Origin of the sequence: Bacillus sp. 95MFCvi2.1 (genome assembly GCF_000374965.1) — a bacterium.
In the GTDB taxonomy this organism is placed as follows: Bacteria; Bacillota; Bacilli; order Bacillales; family Bacillaceae_G; genus Bacillus_A; species Bacillus_A pseudomycoides.
In genome coordinates, this window is record NZ_KB895720.1 from 1 (window position 1) to 15,466 (window position 15,466).

The 15,466-nt window shown below is 35.3% G+C and carries 16 protein-coding genes and 1 pseudogene; 4 read left to right on the plus strand and 13 right to left on the minus strand.

The window, feature by feature from the left end; genetic code table 11:
* The first annotated feature begins 761 nt into the window (after positions 1–761).
* Entirely contained in the window at positions 762–1,253 is a 492-nt protein-coding gene (locus C568_RS0125810) for a DinB family protein (protein WP_018783116.1), read from the plus strand.
* Positions 1,254–1,425: 172 nt separating this feature from the next.
* Here C568_RS0125810 and C568_RS35775 read toward each other — a convergent pair.
* A pseudogene (locus tag C568_RS35775) lies at positions 1,426–1,932 on the minus strand (IS110 family transposase); the annotation flags it as partial.
* Between the two features lie 219 nt (positions 1,933–2,151).
* On the minus strand, positions 2,152–2,784 hold the full coding sequence (locus tag C568_RS0125820; protein ID WP_018783118.1) for a type 1 glutamine amidotransferase family protein: 633 nt from the start codon (positions 2,782–2,784) through the stop codon (positions 2,152–2,154).
* A gap of 327 nt (positions 2,785–3,111) precedes the next feature.
* Between C568_RS0125820 and C568_RS32125 the strand changes: the two genes are divergently transcribed.
* Complete coding sequence (locus C568_RS32125; protein WP_231399017.1) at positions 3,112–3,363, plus strand: hypothetical protein; 252 nt, start codon at positions 3,112–3,114, stop codon at positions 3,361–3,363.
* A 198-nt stretch (positions 3,364–3,561) separates the two neighbouring features.
* Positions 3,562–3,678 (plus strand): YjcZ family sporulation protein, encoded by a 117-nt coding sequence (locus C568_RS33695; RefSeq protein ID WP_003209912.1) that lies wholly within the window; start codon positions 3,562–3,564, stop codon positions 3,676–3,678.
* A gap of 128 nt (positions 3,679–3,806) precedes the next feature.
* Here the strand turns inward: C568_RS33695 and C568_RS0125835 are convergent, their stop codons facing one another.
* Positions 3,807–4,805: an HAAS signaling domain-containing protein gene (locus C568_RS0125835; protein ID WP_018783119.1), complete on the minus strand. Its 999-nt coding sequence runs from the start codon at positions 4,803–4,805 to the stop codon at positions 3,807–3,809.
* Entirely contained in the window at positions 4,792–5,139 is a 348-nt protein-coding gene (locus C568_RS0125840; protein ID WP_006095475.1) for a PadR family transcriptional regulator, read from the minus strand. Before C568_RS0125840 ends, C568_RS0125835 begins: the two co-directional genes overlap by 14 nt.
* A gap of 521 nt (positions 5,140–5,660) precedes the next feature.
* Here C568_RS0125840 and C568_RS0125845 point away from each other — a divergent pair.
* A complete protein-coding gene (locus C568_RS0125845) occupies positions 5,661–6,425 on the plus strand; it encodes a class I SAM-dependent methyltransferase (protein ID WP_018783120.1) in 765 nt (254 codons plus the stop codon).
* A 260-nt stretch (positions 6,426–6,685) separates the two neighbouring features.
* Here the strand turns inward: C568_RS0125845 and C568_RS0125855 are convergent, their stop codons facing one another.
* From C568_RS0125855 to C568_RS0125895, 9 genes are all read right to left on the minus strand, one after another.
* Complete coding sequence (locus tag C568_RS0125855) at positions 6,686–8,848, minus strand: peptidoglycan D,D-transpeptidase FtsI family protein (protein WP_018783122.1); 2,163 nt, start codon at positions 8,846–8,848, stop codon at positions 6,686–6,688.
* Positions 8,849–9,061: 213 nt separating this feature from the next.
* The gene (locus tag C568_RS0125860) at positions 9,062–9,778 is read right to left on the minus strand and encodes an NAD-dependent protein deacylase (protein ID WP_018783123.1); all 717 of its coding nucleotides are present in this window, start codon (positions 9,776–9,778) and stop codon (positions 9,062–9,064) included.
* Between the two features lie 69 nt (positions 9,779–9,847).
* On the minus strand, positions 9,848–10,495 hold the full coding sequence (pcp, locus tag C568_RS0125865; RefSeq protein WP_018783124.1) for a pyroglutamyl-peptidase I: 648 nt from the start codon (positions 10,493–10,495) through the stop codon (positions 9,848–9,850).
* A 15-nt stretch (positions 10,496–10,510) separates the two neighbouring features.
* Complete coding sequence (locus C568_RS0125870) at positions 10,511–11,473, minus strand: DUF979 domain-containing protein (protein WP_003198510.1); 963 nt, start codon at positions 11,471–11,473, stop codon at positions 10,511–10,513.
* A gap of 1 nt (position 11,474) precedes the next feature.
* Positions 11,475–12,170 (minus strand): DUF969 domain-containing protein, encoded by a 696-nt coding sequence (locus C568_RS0125875; protein WP_003198508.1) that lies wholly within the window; start codon positions 12,168–12,170, stop codon positions 11,475–11,477.
* A gap of 20 nt (positions 12,171–12,190) precedes the next feature.
* On the minus strand, positions 12,191–12,949 hold the full coding sequence (gene pxpA, locus C568_RS0125880) for a 5-oxoprolinase subunit PxpA (protein ID WP_006095470.1): 759 nt from the start codon (positions 12,947–12,949) through the stop codon (positions 12,191–12,193).
* Positions 12,950–12,969: 20 nt separating this feature from the next.
* Positions 12,970–13,959 carry a biotin-dependent carboxyltransferase family protein gene (locus tag C568_RS0125885; RefSeq protein ID WP_018783125.1) on the minus strand — a complete coding sequence of 330 codons (990 nt, stop codon included), beginning with the start codon at positions 13,957–13,959 and terminating at the stop codon, positions 12,970–12,972.
* On the minus strand, positions 13,956–14,663 hold the full coding sequence (gene pxpB / locus C568_RS0125890; RefSeq protein ID WP_018783126.1) for a 5-oxoprolinase subunit PxpB: 708 nt from the start codon (positions 14,661–14,663) through the stop codon (positions 13,956–13,958). Before pxpB ends, C568_RS0125885 begins: the two co-directional genes overlap by 4 nt.
* Positions 14,663–15,430, minus strand: a complete 768-nt coding sequence (locus C568_RS0125895; protein ID WP_018783127.1) for an IclR family transcriptional regulator — start codon at positions 15,428–15,430, stop codon at positions 14,663–14,665. Before C568_RS0125895 ends, pxpB begins: the two co-directional genes overlap by 1 nt.
* Positions 15,431–15,466 lie beyond the last annotated feature (36 nt).

A 15,466-nucleotide genomic window follows, 5' to 3' on the forward strand; every position in this document is an offset into this window, starting at 1 on the left:
CATGTATGTTAACCCCAGAAATTACTTCTTTTCCTTGAAACACTCTTGTTAACTGGTTTGTTTTTCATATATAAGTCATATCTGTTCCGCCTTTCATGCTTCTTTATATTTTGATCATACACAATGAAAATCTCTTTTTCCTTACCTATTCCTTACAAATCCCTTACGTTCAAAATAGCTTCTATAATAGGCTAGAAGAAGTATCTATGCCTGAAAGTTCGAAGTATTTTCCAATAAATATATGAATCAAAAAGAAACACAGAGGTTTTTCACTTCTATGTTTCTTTTTTTCGTCCTTTAAATATTAAAGATTTGGTTTACTCTTAACAGGGTGAATTCCGGCTCTTTTCTAATGTGATTTTTCTTCTTGCGATACAACATAAATGACATTGTGCTGCATGAAACACTCCTAACGTTGTTAAAATCACTTGTTTCTAAGTGGAATTTTATTTAACCTAGGGGGTACTCCATATTCATCAGCTTAAGAAAAATAAACGCCCTCAAAACGAAAAAATAAGCTGACTTTTCAAAGTAACTACCTGTAGAAAAAGAAAATGTTCATTTAGGGGGTATATTAAAACCTTAGCTTGATGGCGATGTGGTAGGACCCCCTTATGAAAAAATAATGAAGGGATTAACTTAATATAAGAGAATTAATAGAACTAGGTAGTCGATTTATTACATTTGAGACCTGAGTTTTACCACTACTTTGGTTTTTAACTTGAATAAATCAGAAAAAAATTATTAGGAGTGTGGAGAGCATGTTTCATGCAAAAGACGTCTTATCTGATCAGTTATTAGCTAATGCTAATGATCCTAGCTGGTACCTTCCATTTTCTGACTCGGTCGAAAATTTGTCAGAGGAAGAAGCGTTTTGGAAGCCTAACGAAAATTGTAATAGTATTGCTGAAATTGTGCAGCACCTACTTTATTGGAATGAAACATGGCAAACTAGGTACCAAAAATCTCATGTTAATGCTGTACCTCCCATAGGTGATAATAATAAAAGTTTTATAATTCCCGAAAATAAAAGTTTTAGTGACTTAAAAGAACGACTTTTAGAGGTGTTGTTACAATGGCAAGATTTATTAACGGAAGAAAAAGTTGAGGGTGAAGTAAATGGCTTCCCTGCACATGCGAAGTGGTGGGAGATACTTGGAAATGTATCCACTCATAACGCATATCACATTGGTCAAATCATCTTTATTCGAAAACTGCAAAATAGCTGGAAAGTGAATATTGTTAAAGTGTAGTCATTTAAACATGTAGTTAATATTCATTTATTCAATTATACCAGCTAATATAAGTCAATACTTTTGGCTTAATATTGATTCATAAGTAATGGTACAATAAAAAAGGCATGACTAAGAGACTTCAAAACAACAATTTGAAGTTTTTTTAATTAATGTAATTATTAGTTATTTGTTATGCTATGAAACTCTCTTTATGCTTGAGAATGGCATAAATCCAATGTAATAGCTTGTTGGCGTAGGCTATTATCGCTACTTTGTGAGGTTTTCCCTCACTTCTTGTCGTAAAACTCTCTGAGTTTGGTGTTTCAATTATTCGTTAATCCACACTGAACGGCTGTATATAAAGCTTGTCGTAGCTTGGAAGAGCCTCTTTTCGTGATGCGGTTTATGGTAGCTGTAAACTTACCTGATTGATAGATCCTGGGGTCAATTCCTGCATAGGCCACTAGCTTTTTGGGTGACTAAACTGCTTGATTCCCCCGATTTCGGAGATGAGCGTAGCCGCAATCTTACATCCTACTCCCGGTATAGAACGGAGAATCTCATACTCTTCAAACTGCATGGCTAATTCATCAATCTCTTGCTCTAGGATGGATAGAAACTCTTTTTGTTGAAAAAGCATTTGGATGTACATCTTTAAGGTCACTAAATGGCTCTGATATAGGGTTTTCTTAAATGGGGTATCGTCAGGAAAATGCGGATTTACAGCGTTAAGGAAATTTCAATATTAAAAAGAGATTGAGTTACCAGTTCTATTTATAACAACTTCAGGAGTGCTTTGTAATTTTTTTACTTCTATAAACATTTTTAAGTTATACACAAAAACCATGCTTTGACATCGTCTAAAGCATGGTAATTATTTGAACTAATATAAAACTGCTAAGTTGATTTTTTTAGCTCATCTATTTATTGAATTCATTAACTGGAAGAAGTATTCAGGGTTATGAGTCTTATTTAAGTTATACCATGCATGTAATGTATCAGGTGCAAATACATCTAATTTTTTCAGTACTTCCATCGTAAATTCCAGAGGTGCTACTCCTGATGCAGTAACCAAATTCTCACCAGATACCGCAGGTCTCATCTCATAAAACTTTTCTCCTTTATAATTAGGACAGACCATTTTAATATACTCTAAGTCATTGCTTGTGTGCTTTCTAAAATCTAAGTATCCCATATTCGCGAGGGCCTCAGTTGCACCACAAATTGCAGCAACAATAGTGCCAATCTTTAAGGCTTCATCAATTTTTTTTAAGATAGGTTGATGAATATCTTCTCTCCAAGTATTCCCTCCAGGTAAGACTAAAAGGTCTTTACTCTCAAGAGTACATTCATCAAGAGAAATATCTGGTTGTATGCTCAGCCCTCCCATCGTAGTAATACCTTCTTTATTCGTTCCTACTGTAACTACTTTTAAAGGTGCTACATCTTTTTTGAAATATCTTCCTGAGTTTAATTCAGCAATTAAATACCCATATTCCCAGTCTGACATTGTATTAAATACATAAAGATAAACCTTTTTTGTTTGCATCCAATAACACTCCTATCACTATTGATATAGCCTATTATAATATAACTTCCCTGACAGATAACGTCAGGGAAGTATATTACTTGATGAAATTTTATTAATTCCGATAGTTTTAATAAAGACTTATTGCACCATATGTCACCTCTAGGTTGGAAACATATTAATTTACTAGGAGAATACCATTTTAATTCGGAGAAAGTGGTCTCGTTAGATTCTTTAAGACCATTGAAACTTTCTTAACGTTGTTAAAAATGGGGGAATCGTCTTGAAAATGGGCTTAGCGTTGTAAATCCACATTTTCCTGACGCTACCCCATTTAGGAGTGAAATCATGGGTATTTTTGGTGCGAAAAATCCAAAAGCAATAACTGATAACAAATTCACATGGAAAAATAACGTAATTGAGATTACAGAGGATGGATATTTACTTACATCTGGAATCATTGGGATTGTTCGTATCCCAGTTCGCCATATCGAAACAGTTACATACACAATGAATCCATTAAAACCATCTATAGACATAGATATAAATTTAATCGGTAAGGTGTATTCCTTGGTAAGATCATCGTGGGAATGGATTTGAAAGATGAAGTCCAAGATTGGCTACTAGAAAGAATTGAAGAATAATACACGTATCTTGGCTGGGCTGAACCACGTAAGGGTGTCTTTCTTTATTTCTTAAAGGACCTGCTCATATATTGTTTAAAAACATAAAGTAATGTGTATCCGTTAAAACACATGTGCATCCCAGTTGGCCCCTCTTACTCAAGGAGGAAATATTATGAGCTTTGGTGGTAGTTGTGGTGGTTTTGGTGGCGGATTCGCTTTACTAATTGTGCTGTTCATTCTATTAATCATTATTGGATGCAGCTGTTCAGGTGGCGGATTCGGTTGCTAGTTAAGATCAGGCACTCATTAGAGTGTCTTTTCTTTATGGGGTACAGTTCACCTGTACGCTAAGAATCCGACTTTTTTAAGGGATGGCTTGTTAAACTAAACCCTATTATCGTAATAGATGAATGCTGATTAATGAATTTTAGCCTTGCGGATACCATCAAATACACTGATTGCCGCAGATAACATAAAGAAGAAAATTGCACCGCCAACTATCCGCGATTCAAGTTGTTTAGTAGTAATAGTGAATAAATCAGCTGTATACGTAATAAAATCTTGGTTCATTACATTTGGATTCGTTACTATCACAATGAATACAATGGTTCCAATAAGCTGGAAAGCTGTATTAAATATTGCTATTCCTTTTGTCCATTGTCCCTTAATTAATTTATAAATAGATAATACTATTTCTAAACCGATTACAACAAGAACGATTGGCCAATACTGAAGCAATACATCCTGATTAAGAGCTGGGGCCGCAAAATCAAGTCCGTGTGTACTACTTCGATATATACCTACAAGATGATTTGCGTAAAAATAAACTGTTGCCCAAATAGCAGTCCATAATAAACTTCCAAATACTTCGAATTTCGTGATGACTTTTTTCTTAGGAATATAAGGTGTGTTTTTTAAATCATCAGCTGTCCATTTGGTAAACTTTGTTGTGAATGGGTGACTTCCTTTCGAATGATTTACTCGTTCAATAAGCGCGAAAACAAGTGTCAGCCAGAAAAAGACGTGCATACCTACTTCAACGATTCTCCCTATACAAAAACCAATAATATCAAAACCCACACTAATTACTGCTTCTTCGCCATGATACCCTATAAAATATTCGGGAATGATCGAGATTAGAGAAATAATAGCAGCAATCGGTAAAATCATTTTTAATAACGTAACATATGTCTCAAAATAGTGAGGACCAATAAGATGCATTGGTTGATCGCGGTATTTACTAGCTAATATAGCGGGATTCCCTAATGTTTCAAGAACCCCTTTTATATTTTTTTCACTGTAATCATCAAGTAACATATCCTCAATGGTTGATCTTAACTCGAGAGCAATATCTTCACGATTTTTTTCAGGCAGTCTTCGAGTCACTTCTTGTATATAAATTTCAATTAGATTCATCATCTTTCTCCCCTTTTAACACTTCTAAGAGTTTTTTAGAATTGTCCATCCATTCCCTTTTTAACTGTAAAAAAATCTCCAAACCATATTCACTTAGAACATAGTACTTACGCGGTCTACTCTCAGATGTATCCCAACTACTTGTTACTAACTCTTGTTTTTCTAAGCGGCGTAGCAATGGATATAAAGTACTTTGATCAATGTTAATACCTGACTGTTCCAACAATTGAACAAGTGAATATCCGTACTGGGGCTTTTGTAATTGACTTAAAACAGCTAACGTCAAAGTTCCTCTCCTAAGCTCTGTCGTTAATGAATTCAATAAAGTATCCATTCATTCACCTCTTTTCTTGGTGTATGTTATACGGTATATGTTTTATACTATGCGTCATACACCATTATTGTTCCAACATCAATGTAAAAAAATAATTCGGTAAGAAACACATAAAAATACAATATTTTTCGAATTATATTTAGGCTAAAATAAAAAGAATCCACAAATTAGGTAGTCTAAAACGTGGATTCCTTTATTGGTGTTGGCTTAAGTATATTTCTTCGCAATCTCTTCTTTATCCTAACATATATATCCAATCTAGTTTCCTTAAAAAGTACCGAAAACGACCGTTTATGGGACTTTATTTATTACCACTGTACAGCTACATCTATTTTATTTTTTACTTTTAGAAGGTATTATACTCATAAATCTAGAAGGTAAAACAACATACTTTTGCCAGGAGTGATTTCATATGAAAATACTAGAACACGAAACGTAACAACCGTATATTGTAATTAGAGGTCCTCCTCCTGTTTATTATATTCACCCTATTTTGAATATAGTAAACAGGAGGATTTAACATGAAGAATGATAAATTATTTTTCACCTTATTAGAAAATGCAAACGCAAGCTTTACTGGATGGGATTTTTCCTTTATTACAGAAACTGATCGTATGAAGAGTCAATTACTTTCTTGGTCCTACGGTAGCATGGCCTTTTCCCTTATTCAAAACACGAATTCTATGCTTGATATGGGAACAGGTGGTGGAGAATTCTTATCCATGCTAAGACCATTCCCTCCTTCTATTTATGCGACTGAAGGGTATTCTCCAAATATCCCATTAGCAAAAAAGAATTTAGAACCTTTAGGTGTAAAGGTTCTAGAAGTAACCAATGATGAGACTTTACCATTTGATGATGGACAATTCGATTTGATTTTAAATCAACACGAATCCTACTCTGTTTCCGAAGTAAAAAGGATCCTTTCTCCAAATGGCATCTTTCTTACGCAGCAAGTAGGTGGCTTAGATTGTGCGGAAATCAATGAAGCACTAGGGGCACCACTCAATTCTGAATTTACAAATTGGAATTTAGAAACTGCTCTAAGTGAACTCGAGCAACATGGTTTTAAAGTTTTAACATATAAAGAAGAGTTTCCCGTTCAAAGGTTTTATGATATCAGTGCTCTCGTCTATTATTTACAAGCAATTCCTTGGCAAGTGCCTGATTTTAAAACTGAAACATATGTAAATGAATTGTACAAAATACATCAACTTATCCTACAAAAAGGGTATTTTGATGTGAAACAACACCGTTTTTTTATTAAAACGATAAGAATATCATAATAAAAGAGTCCTAACAGGTATGCTCCATTACCTTTTAGGACTCTTTTTCGGATGAATTGTTATTCTAAAATCTTAGCTTTAGAAAAAGGATAATACACAAATCCTACTTTACACAATGTAAAAGACTGAATTATAACAATTATAACGAATACAAGCAAAATAAGTTTGTCCCACTCTTTTCTAGTAATCTGCTCCATGACTTTCCTTCATCCCCTAAAATGCCTCACTGTCCTGTTATTCTATGTAAATGTAAAAATCTTTTATTGCTGTTTATTCGGCTGTTCCATAGGCACTGGATTTCCACCCACTCTTTTCACTTTCAAATCAAAATATGCGTCTAAAATTTCTCTTCCAATTTTAGAATTAATCCCTGATTTATCATCGTTTACCCATGGTACAACAACAGAAAATGCCACTTCTGGATCAGAGTCATAAGGTGCGTAACCAGCTAAGGTTAAATTATAACACTTTTTTCTATCTCCATTTTCATCCTTACCTATATTACTATCACCACCATACACTGTTTCTGCTGTTCCTGTTTTTCCAGCAGGCTTATACGGTAGATTTTGAAAGTGTGCTACACCGGTTCCATCGCCTTCTTGAAACACTTTCTTAAATCCTTCTTTCACTTGATTAATATAGGATATGTCCATGTCTACACGATTTAAGATGACCGGTTCCATTGATTGAACTACCTTACCTATATCCTCAGCTTTATTCGGTTGCTCTCTAATTTCTTGTACAATTTGTGGTTTCATACGATAACCACCATTCGCAATCGTCGAAATATATTGCGCAAGCTGAAGCGGTGTATACGTATCATATTGACCGATTGAATAATCAAGTAAGAATCCTGGTGTATTATCTTTTCTTCCACGTTGTCCCGCAGTCTCATTGGGTAAATCAATCCCCGTTGGAACGCCTAAACCAAATTGCCCAAAATGATAACGCATTTTATTAAAAACTTCTTGTTTCACATTTAACGGACTATTCGGTACGTAATCAATCCCCGCAATCTTTAAAGCTGTGTTAAACATATATACGTTAGAAGATACTTGTAAAGCTCTGACATCATCAATATCACCAAAATCTTTCCATGATTTCTTTGCTTTTGTTGTCCCTTTAAATGTCATCGGTGCATCGTAAAAATGAGTAAATGGTTTGATCGCACCCGTTTGATAACCTGTTAGTAGCGTAGCTCCCTTGACTGTTGAACCTAATTCATATGAACTTGTCATTGTACCAAGGGCATAATCCTCTACTTGAATATTTCCATCTTTATTTACTAGTTTCTTTCCTGAAATTGACAAAAGTTGTCCGTTTTTAGGATTCATCATTACCACAAAGGCACGATCCAACATTGGTTCTACAGCTTTGAACGCCATTAAGTTTTTTTCAATGCTTTCCTCAACTTTCTTTTGCAATTCCATATCAATTGTTAGCATTAAATTATTGCCACTTCTCCCTTTCGTAATTTGTTCAGTACGAAGTATTTTCCCTTCTTTATCTGTAATATTTTTCGATTGCGCTTTCATACCATGTAGGGCGTCTTCGTATTGCTTTTCAATATAACTCTTTCCAACCCGATCATTGCGGTTATAATCACGAACTAAATAATAATCTAATTGCTCTTTCGGTAGTCCTTCATCAGCACTTGAAACGTTTCCAAGTACTGAACGAAGTATTTTATCATATGGATACTCACGTTCCCAATCTACGGTCGTATCCACACCTGGAAGATTTGCTAAATTTTCACTAATTACTGCATATTCTTCTGGTTTTACATCTTTTTTTATTATTTTAGGAGTCATATTATATCCTGCATTCATTTTACTTTTAATAGCTAATACTTCTATATCTTGTGGGGTAAGTTCATTTAACTCTTCCGCTGTAATTCGCTCACGTCTAATTTCTTCCACCTTTTTATCTAATTCTTTTCCCTCTATTTTTTTTGCTCTTAATTTATTTTCATCCTCCTTTGTAACCTTTTCTGCTGCACGTTTCTTATGTAATTGCATCCAAAAATCTTTCTTATCTACCTCGGTTAACTTATTTATAGCCTCCTGCGGCATTTCAATCATCTTCGCAAGTTGTCTTGCCGTATTTAAAATCTCTTCTGAATTAACACCTTTCATTTTTGTATATGTAATTGTCCGTAATGGTTTATTATCAACAATCGAGTGGCCTTCTCGATCAAAAATTTTCCCACGTGGAACGGGAGTACTAACCGTTAAATCTCCCTTTTTTTCCACCTCATTTTTATAAGTCTCACCATCAATAATTTGAACCTTACCTAATTGAACAATAACAGTTGAAAACATAAGAAATACAAAGAAAAACAACACATTTAATCGGAAAGGAATATGGGTTTTCTTTTTCCGTTTCTTTTTCTGTTCTTTCTTTTTCTGTTCTTTCTTTTTCATTATGCTCTCCTCTTTCTATGGTCTAAAAGTATCTTTATCTTATAAATAACAAAAATTAAACCATACTTTCTCATCCGGATATAAAAATCTCCTCTATTAATAATATTAAAGCACATAGATAATATAATTTATAGTATTTTTAAAGAAAATTAAGAAAATTTAAACTCCAAAAAACCGAGATAAATACCTCTTATCTCGGTTTTCCTACATCATTTAAAATCGATCTACAAACTGCCCGATTTTTTGCTGAAAGATATAATCAAAATAATACTCTTGACTCGTTAACTCTTCATTTACTAAAATAGTCGTTGTCCCTACTTCTCTTTTTGCAATTTGCGGGAACGATGCAACCGGCTGCACTTTTAATGAGGTTCCCATAACAAGTAATACATCCGTTTCATATAAACGCTGTATTGCATTTTGATATTGTGGTAATGTATCACCATATAAAACGACATCTGGATTTAAAATAAAATTACATGTTTCACATCGTGGTACCTCATGGTCTATCATATATTGCAAATCATATTTCGTTTTGCATTTTGGACAATGGGCCGTTTGGAGTGTACCATGCAAATCTATCACATGCTTACTCCCTCCTAATTGGTGCAGACCATCAATGTTTTGTGTTAACACCACAATATCTTTTCCTTGCTCTTCTATACTTGCTAAAAATTGATGCCCACGGTTTGGTTTGTATTGATGGAAAGTATTAATTTGAAATATTTCTTTGTAATGCTTCCAAAATTCTTTTGGATTACGGTTATAATATCCTCTAGATAAGTACATTTCAACTTTAGCATCTGCATATAAACCATTGGCTGAGCGAAAATCAGGAATGCCACTTTCTGTACTTGCACCAGCACCTGTTAATACCGTTATCTTATTTGCTTTTTCTATAACAGAACGAACTTCTTCATATTGCTGCATTGCTCTCACCTCTATGTATAATCCTTCCTTTATTATAACATTTGTCCATAGCAGGTGTTGTACTTTTGTTTAGTGTGTGGTCCCGCCACATTCTATAATATCCATTTCTACCTCTAATGCGATCCGTACCAATAATTCAATTCCAGTTGTAATAGTTGAAAGCGACATACTCGGTTGTCCAGGATGCTTACTTGCTTGCTCTGGCAAAAACGGAATATGTATAAAACCACCACGAGCCCCGTTTTCACTTTTTGCTAAAATGTCCATAAGTCCATAAAAGAGATGATTACAAACAAATGTACCTGCAGTTTGAGAAACAGAAGCAGGTATTCCTTCTTCCCGAAGTTTTTTTACAGTAGCTTTTATAGGAAGTGTAGACCAATACGCAACGGGCCCCCCTTCTACAATAGATACATCAACCGGTTGGTTTCCTTCATTGTCAGTGATTCTTGCATCATCTACATTTATTGCAACTCGTTCCACTGTAATATCTGGACGTCCTCCTGCTTGCCCGATACATATAACAAGCTCCGGTTCTATTTCTTCCATATAAGACTTTAACGCTTGTAATGATTTATGAAACACAGTTGGAACTTGTTTACTAACAATCTTGTAATCTCCAAAGCTTTGTCCATCAAGCTGCTTTACAACTTCCCAGGCAGGATTAATCTCCTCTCCACCAAAAGGTTCGAACCCTGTTAACAATACTGTCTTCATCATTCCCACTCCTTACTAAAATCGATATACGAGCCCATACATGATGAACATATTAATAACAAAAATGGTAATAGCAATTGGTGCTTGGGCTTTAATTACCGCATTTTTATCTTTTAATTCTAATAGCATCGCTGGTACAATATTAAAATTTGCAGCCATTGGTGTTATCAATGTACCGCAGTACCCTGCAAACATTCCAAGTGCGGCCATGATCGCTGGATTACCACCATGCATTTGAACGATAAGCGGTAAACCAATTCCTCCTGTAATAACAGCAAATGCGGCAAAGGCATTCCCCATTACAACTGTAAACAACATCATACCTAAACAATATGCCATAACAGCAACGAATGGATACTCTGTTGGCAATACTTGTCCTACTAAATCCGAGACAACTTGACCCACACCAGACTTTGCAAAAATACCGCCAAGCGCAGCTAACATTTGTGGTAAAATAACTGCCCAGCCGACAGCTTGTAATAATCTGCTTCCCTCTTGTACAGGCGCTGTTATTTTTGCTTTTGTGATTCCCATTGCTGCTACAAAAGCAAGCAATGCCCCAAGAGCTAATGCAATTAATGTGACTTTCTCAGGATCAACAAGAAATACATTTCCAAACTTTAGCTTTCCTAAAGTTAAAGTACCAATAATCGTAAAAATAGGAATTAAAATAGCGGGCATAAAAATTTTATTTCTCAGTTTTTCTGCATGTTTCACTCGTTCTTCAGTAGGTGCTTCTTTTTCATTGGACTTCGTTACTTTATTCAATGATGCTAAAATGACCATTGCTAATACAATACAACCGATATAAAATGATGGAATCATATTTCCAAATAAAAATGTAATAGAAAATAATGCCCAAAATAAACTAGAACCAAAGCGATTTGGATGTTGACGATCAAAAGCGACACGAATCGCGACAAAGGCAACAATAATACCTAATAAATAATAGATTGTATCAAGTGTAATAATATTCATCCTATATCGCCTCCTTTTGTTGGCTTTCTTCTTTTTTCATCGTTTTTTCAATATACTTATCGAATTGTTTAAAACGAATCCAACTTACAATAAAAGCTGAGATTGCCGTAGGAATTCCCCAAAGCGCCATATCCCACACACCAACATGCATTCCTACAGAATCAAAGAATCCTTTCATTAATAGAATCGCTCCTGTTGCGATAAAAATATCTTCACCAAAAAACCATGCCGTATTTTCAGCTGCCGCTGCATTCGCTTTAATCTTTTCTTTTAATTTTTCTGGTAGTTTTCCATAACGTCCATGAGCTGCACCTTCTGCCATCGGTGCAACAAGAGGCCTTACTGTTTGAGCATGTCCCCCAATATTTAGTCCTACCGCTGCCGAAGCCTCACGAATTGTAAAATATGACATTAATACTCTACCAGTCGTTGCTCCCTTAGATTTTGATATCAATGCTTCTGCACGTTCTTTCAGTCCATATCGTTCTAAAATTCCAATTACAGGCAAAGTTAATAATATTGGCATAGACATATATCGGTTTTCTATAAAAAACTTTCCAAACATACTTATGACATCATAAAAACTCATCCCCGCAACCATACCAGTAACAATTCCTGCAACCATTACAACCAATAACGTATTAAGGCGAAATAAAAATCCAACAGCTACAAGCAATATTCCAATTAGTTTCAACATCTATGTATCTCCTCCTTATTCTACTTTGGTGCACAAATAGAAATATCATTTAATCTAAATGTTCTGTATATTCTTTCTGCAAATTGAACTGCATGCTCACCATCACCGTGTATGCAAATTGTTTGTGCATCGATATTGATAATCTTTCCACCAACTGCTTTTACATTTCTTTCCTTAACCATCTGCAACACTTGTTCAATTGCTATATCTTCATTTTTTATGAGTGCATTTTCTTCTGTTCGGCTTGTTAATGTTCCATCTAATTGATACGTACGATCGGCAAATGCTTCCTGCACGAGTTTCAGTTCATATTTTTCAGCTGCTTGTATAAATTTACTTTTCGCTAATCCATACAGAAATAAATCTGGATTTATATGATAAATTGCTTTTGCAATTGCATCCGCAATCTCTTGATCAGTGGCTGCCATATTATAAAGTGCACCGTGCGGTTTTATATGGTGCATCCTTCCTCCTGCCGCTCTTATAAATCCATCTAATGCCCCTATTTGATATAAAACATAATCATAGACCTCTTCTGGCGAAATATACATCATTCTTCTACCAAATCCAATTAAATCCGGAAACCCTGGATGTGCTCCTATTTCCACATTGTGGTACAACGCTTTTTCAACAGTTTGACGCATGACAGTTGGATCACCAGCATGAAAACCGCATGCAATATTTACTGATGAAACAAACGGAAGAATTTTATCATCGTTTCCTATCTTATATGCACCAAAGCCTTCTCCTAAATCACAATTTAAGTCAACGGTAACCATACGCTATCTCTCCTCCTGCTTTACGCTTGTAAAGCGATGAACTTCTTTAATAGATTCATATTTTGTTCTTTCTCGATGTAAAGCTCCGTCGCTTCTGTTATAGAAGTCTTTGCAAACGTGACATAATCACCTGGTTTCAATTGCGCAAGAATAGGTAAATCAACTGATATGACATTACCAATTAACGGATATCCACCTGTCGTTTGTCTATCTGCCATTAAGATGATTGGATGACCATCAGATGGCACTTGAATTGTTCCAAATGTAACTGCACTCGATAGAATCTCAGATTGTTCTATTCTTTTTAATTTTTCACCTTCAAATCGATAGCCCATACGGTCAGCATAATTGGAAACTTTATATTCCTTTGTAAAAAACGACTCTAAACTCTCACTCTTAAATTGATCCCATTCAAAACCTGGAATAACACGAATGATTGGGCTGCGACTATATTTGGGTAGAACAGGATTACATATACCCCAACGTGTTTCTATTCTGTCTTCATCCATCAATTTCTTTATCATACAAGTAGCAAATTTTGATGGTGTACCAATTTGAAAAAGGTCGCCCTTTTTAAGCGCTCGTCCTTCTAGTCCACCTATAGCTGCTTTTACATATGTACTTTTGCTTCCCATACTACTTGCAACATCAATTCCACCTGCAAATGTCACATATGTCCTACACCCAAACTGCGTCTTCCCGAAGCAAAGCATGCTACCTTCTTTCGCTAAAACTGGTCGCCACAATGGAATGGGTTCTCCGTTTAACAGAGGCTCCATATTCGCACCACCAATTGCTAGCAATGTCGTTTTCTTTATAAGAAGCTTTGGTCCCATCATTGTAATTTCTAATCCAGCTTCATTCTCTTCATTTCCAACTAACATATTTATCATTCTTAATGCTGTCTGATCCATAGCACCGCCAACAGGCACGCCATATTGTTGATAGTGATACCTTCCTAAATCTTGAACAGTTGTAAACATCCCAGCATGTAAAACCTCAACATTCATTTCCTAGCTCCCTCCATAACCAGGTACTCTTCCTCTGTTATTGGGATAAAACGTAAATACATTCCGCTCTGCACATATGTAGGCTTTTCTTCATTTGGCTGAAACAACGCAATCGGTGTTCGGCCAATAATATTCCAGCCGCCTGGTGTTTCTAATGGATATATTCCAGTTTGACTTCCACCAATTCCAACTGAACCAGGTGTTATTTGTAGACGTGGTGTTTGTTTTCTAGGTGTTTCTAGCTCTTTGGGCATACCACCCAAATACGGAAATCCTGGTGTAAATCCTAACATATAAACAAAATAAGTCACTTCACTATGAAGACGAATCACCTCATTTGCACATAACCCATGATACGCCGCAACTTCTTCTAAATCAGGTCCATATTTCCCGCCATAACAAACTGGAATTGAAATACAATCATATTGTTTTTGTGTTTTATTTTGATTATGACTAAACAATCGATTCATGTATTCACATACAAACTCATATGGTACTACCTTTCTTTCATTTTTCCTCCATAACTTATATACATCATAGTAAACCGTTAAAGAAGTAAAAGAAGGTACACACTCAACCATTCCAAGAAATGGATTTCCCTTTAATAGTCGATGTAAATTTTGCACATTTTCATATATATCCAAATCAATTTTTTCTCCAAACGTAACAACAACTGCTTGATCCCCTAGTGCTGAAAATTTCATCATATACCTTCCTTTTCACCTATCCAGCCAAGTTCTTTCGAAATTTGATGCGCTGTTTCTTTTACTTTTGTAATAAAGTTTGGAATTGTCGATTCATTATACTCTATTTCTAATCCCGAAATACTAATACCAGCTATTACACTACCATCACTTGCAAAAATAGGGGCTGCAATTGCAGCTGTATGATTCTCAAGTTCCGAATAACTGATCGTATATCCTTCTCTTTTAGCCTTACATAATAGGCTTTGCAACTCTTCTTTATCCACTATCGTTCCATCTGCAAATTGTTGTAATTGCACTTTCTCTATATACTGCATTTGATCGTCTTCCGAAAAATACGAAAGTAAAATACGCGGACATGCTCCGGCATATAAAGGAGCTCGCCGTCCTATCTCTGTGTATACTCTTACTGGTTGATCTCCATCCATTTTTTCAATATAAATTGCCTCATTCGCATCTTGAATAATTAAATTGACAGCTTGACCAAGAGAGTCTCTAAGTTTTTTCATATATGGCTTTGCAATATTTCGTACTGACAATCGCTTCGAAACGAGTTGACCGAACCTTAAAAATACTAATCCAAGCCTATATGTTCCCCTTGTTGTCTTTTGTAAAAAGCCCATTTCTTCAAGCGAACCAATTAAACGGTATACAGATGTTTTAGGCATTCCCGTCTGATGAACCATTTCCGTTAACGTTAGCTCTTCATGTCCATAAAATAGTTCTAAAATATCCATCGTCTTTACTGCCGTTTTATTTACACTCATCTTAGCTCCCCTAAGTTCCGTAATTCGGAACAATAA

What these genes read in the sequence shown, in the direction of transcription:
- C568_RS0125820 (WP_018783118.1), bottom strand. Translation starts at nt 2,784, where the DNA reads ATGCAAACAAAAAAGGTTTATCTTTATGTATTTAATACAATGTCAGAC.
- pxpA (WP_006095470.1), bottom strand. Translation starts at nt 12,949, where the DNA reads ATGGTTACCGTTGACTTAAATTGTGATTTAGGAGAAGGCTTTGGTGCA.
- C568_RS0125895 (WP_018783127.1), bottom strand. Translation starts at nt 15,430, where the DNA reads ATGAGTGTAAATAAAACGGCAGTAAAGACGATGGATATTTTAGAACTA.
- C568_RS0125875 (WP_003198508.1), bottom strand. Translation starts at nt 12,170, where the DNA reads ATGTTGAAACTAATTGGAATATTGCTTGTAGCTGTTGGATTTTTATTT.
- C568_RS0125840 (WP_006095475.1), bottom strand. Translation starts at nt 5,139, where the DNA reads ATGGATACTTTATTGAATTCATTAACGACAGAGCTTAGGAGAGGAACT.
- C568_RS0125860 (WP_018783123.1), bottom strand. Translation starts at nt 9,778, where the DNA reads ATGCAGCAATATGAAGAAGTTCGTTCTGTTATAGAAAAAGCAAATAAG.
- C568_RS0125885 (WP_018783125.1), bottom strand. Translation starts at nt 13,959, where the DNA reads ATGAATGTTGAGGTTTTACATGCTGGGATGTTTACAACTGTTCAAGAT.
- pcp (WP_018783124.1), bottom strand. Translation starts at nt 10,495, where the DNA reads ATGAAGACAGTATTGTTAACAGGGTTCGAACCTTTTGGTGGAGAGGAG.
- C568_RS0125835 (WP_018783119.1), bottom strand. Translation starts at nt 4,805, where the DNA reads ATGAATCTAATTGAAATTTATATACAAGAAGTGACTCGAAGACTGCCT.
- C568_RS0125870 (WP_003198510.1), bottom strand. Translation starts at nt 11,473, where the DNA reads ATGAATATTATTACACTTGATACAATCTATTATTTATTAGGTATTATT.
- C568_RS33695 (WP_003209912.1), top strand. Translation starts at nt 3,562, where the DNA reads ATGAGCTTTGGTGGTAGTTGTGGTGGTTTTGGTGGCGGATTCGCTTTA.
- C568_RS0125810 (WP_018783116.1), top strand. Translation starts at nt 762, where the DNA reads ATGTTTCATGCAAAAGACGTCTTATCTGATCAGTTATTAGCTAATGCT.
- pxpB (WP_018783126.1), bottom strand. Translation starts at nt 14,663, where the DNA reads ATGAAATTTTCAGCACTAGGGGATCAAGCAGTTGTTGTTACGTTTGGA.
- C568_RS32125 (WP_231399017.1), top strand. Translation starts at nt 3,112, where the DNA reads ATGGGTATTTTTGGTGCGAAAAATCCAAAAGCAATAACTGATAACAAA.
- C568_RS0125855 (WP_018783122.1), bottom strand. Translation starts at nt 8,848, where the DNA reads ATGAAAAAGAAAGAACAGAAAAAGAAAGAACAGAAAAAGAAACGGAAA.
- C568_RS0125845 (WP_018783120.1), top strand. Translation starts at nt 5,661, where the DNA reads ATGAAGAATGATAAATTATTTTTCACCTTATTAGAAAATGCAAACGCA.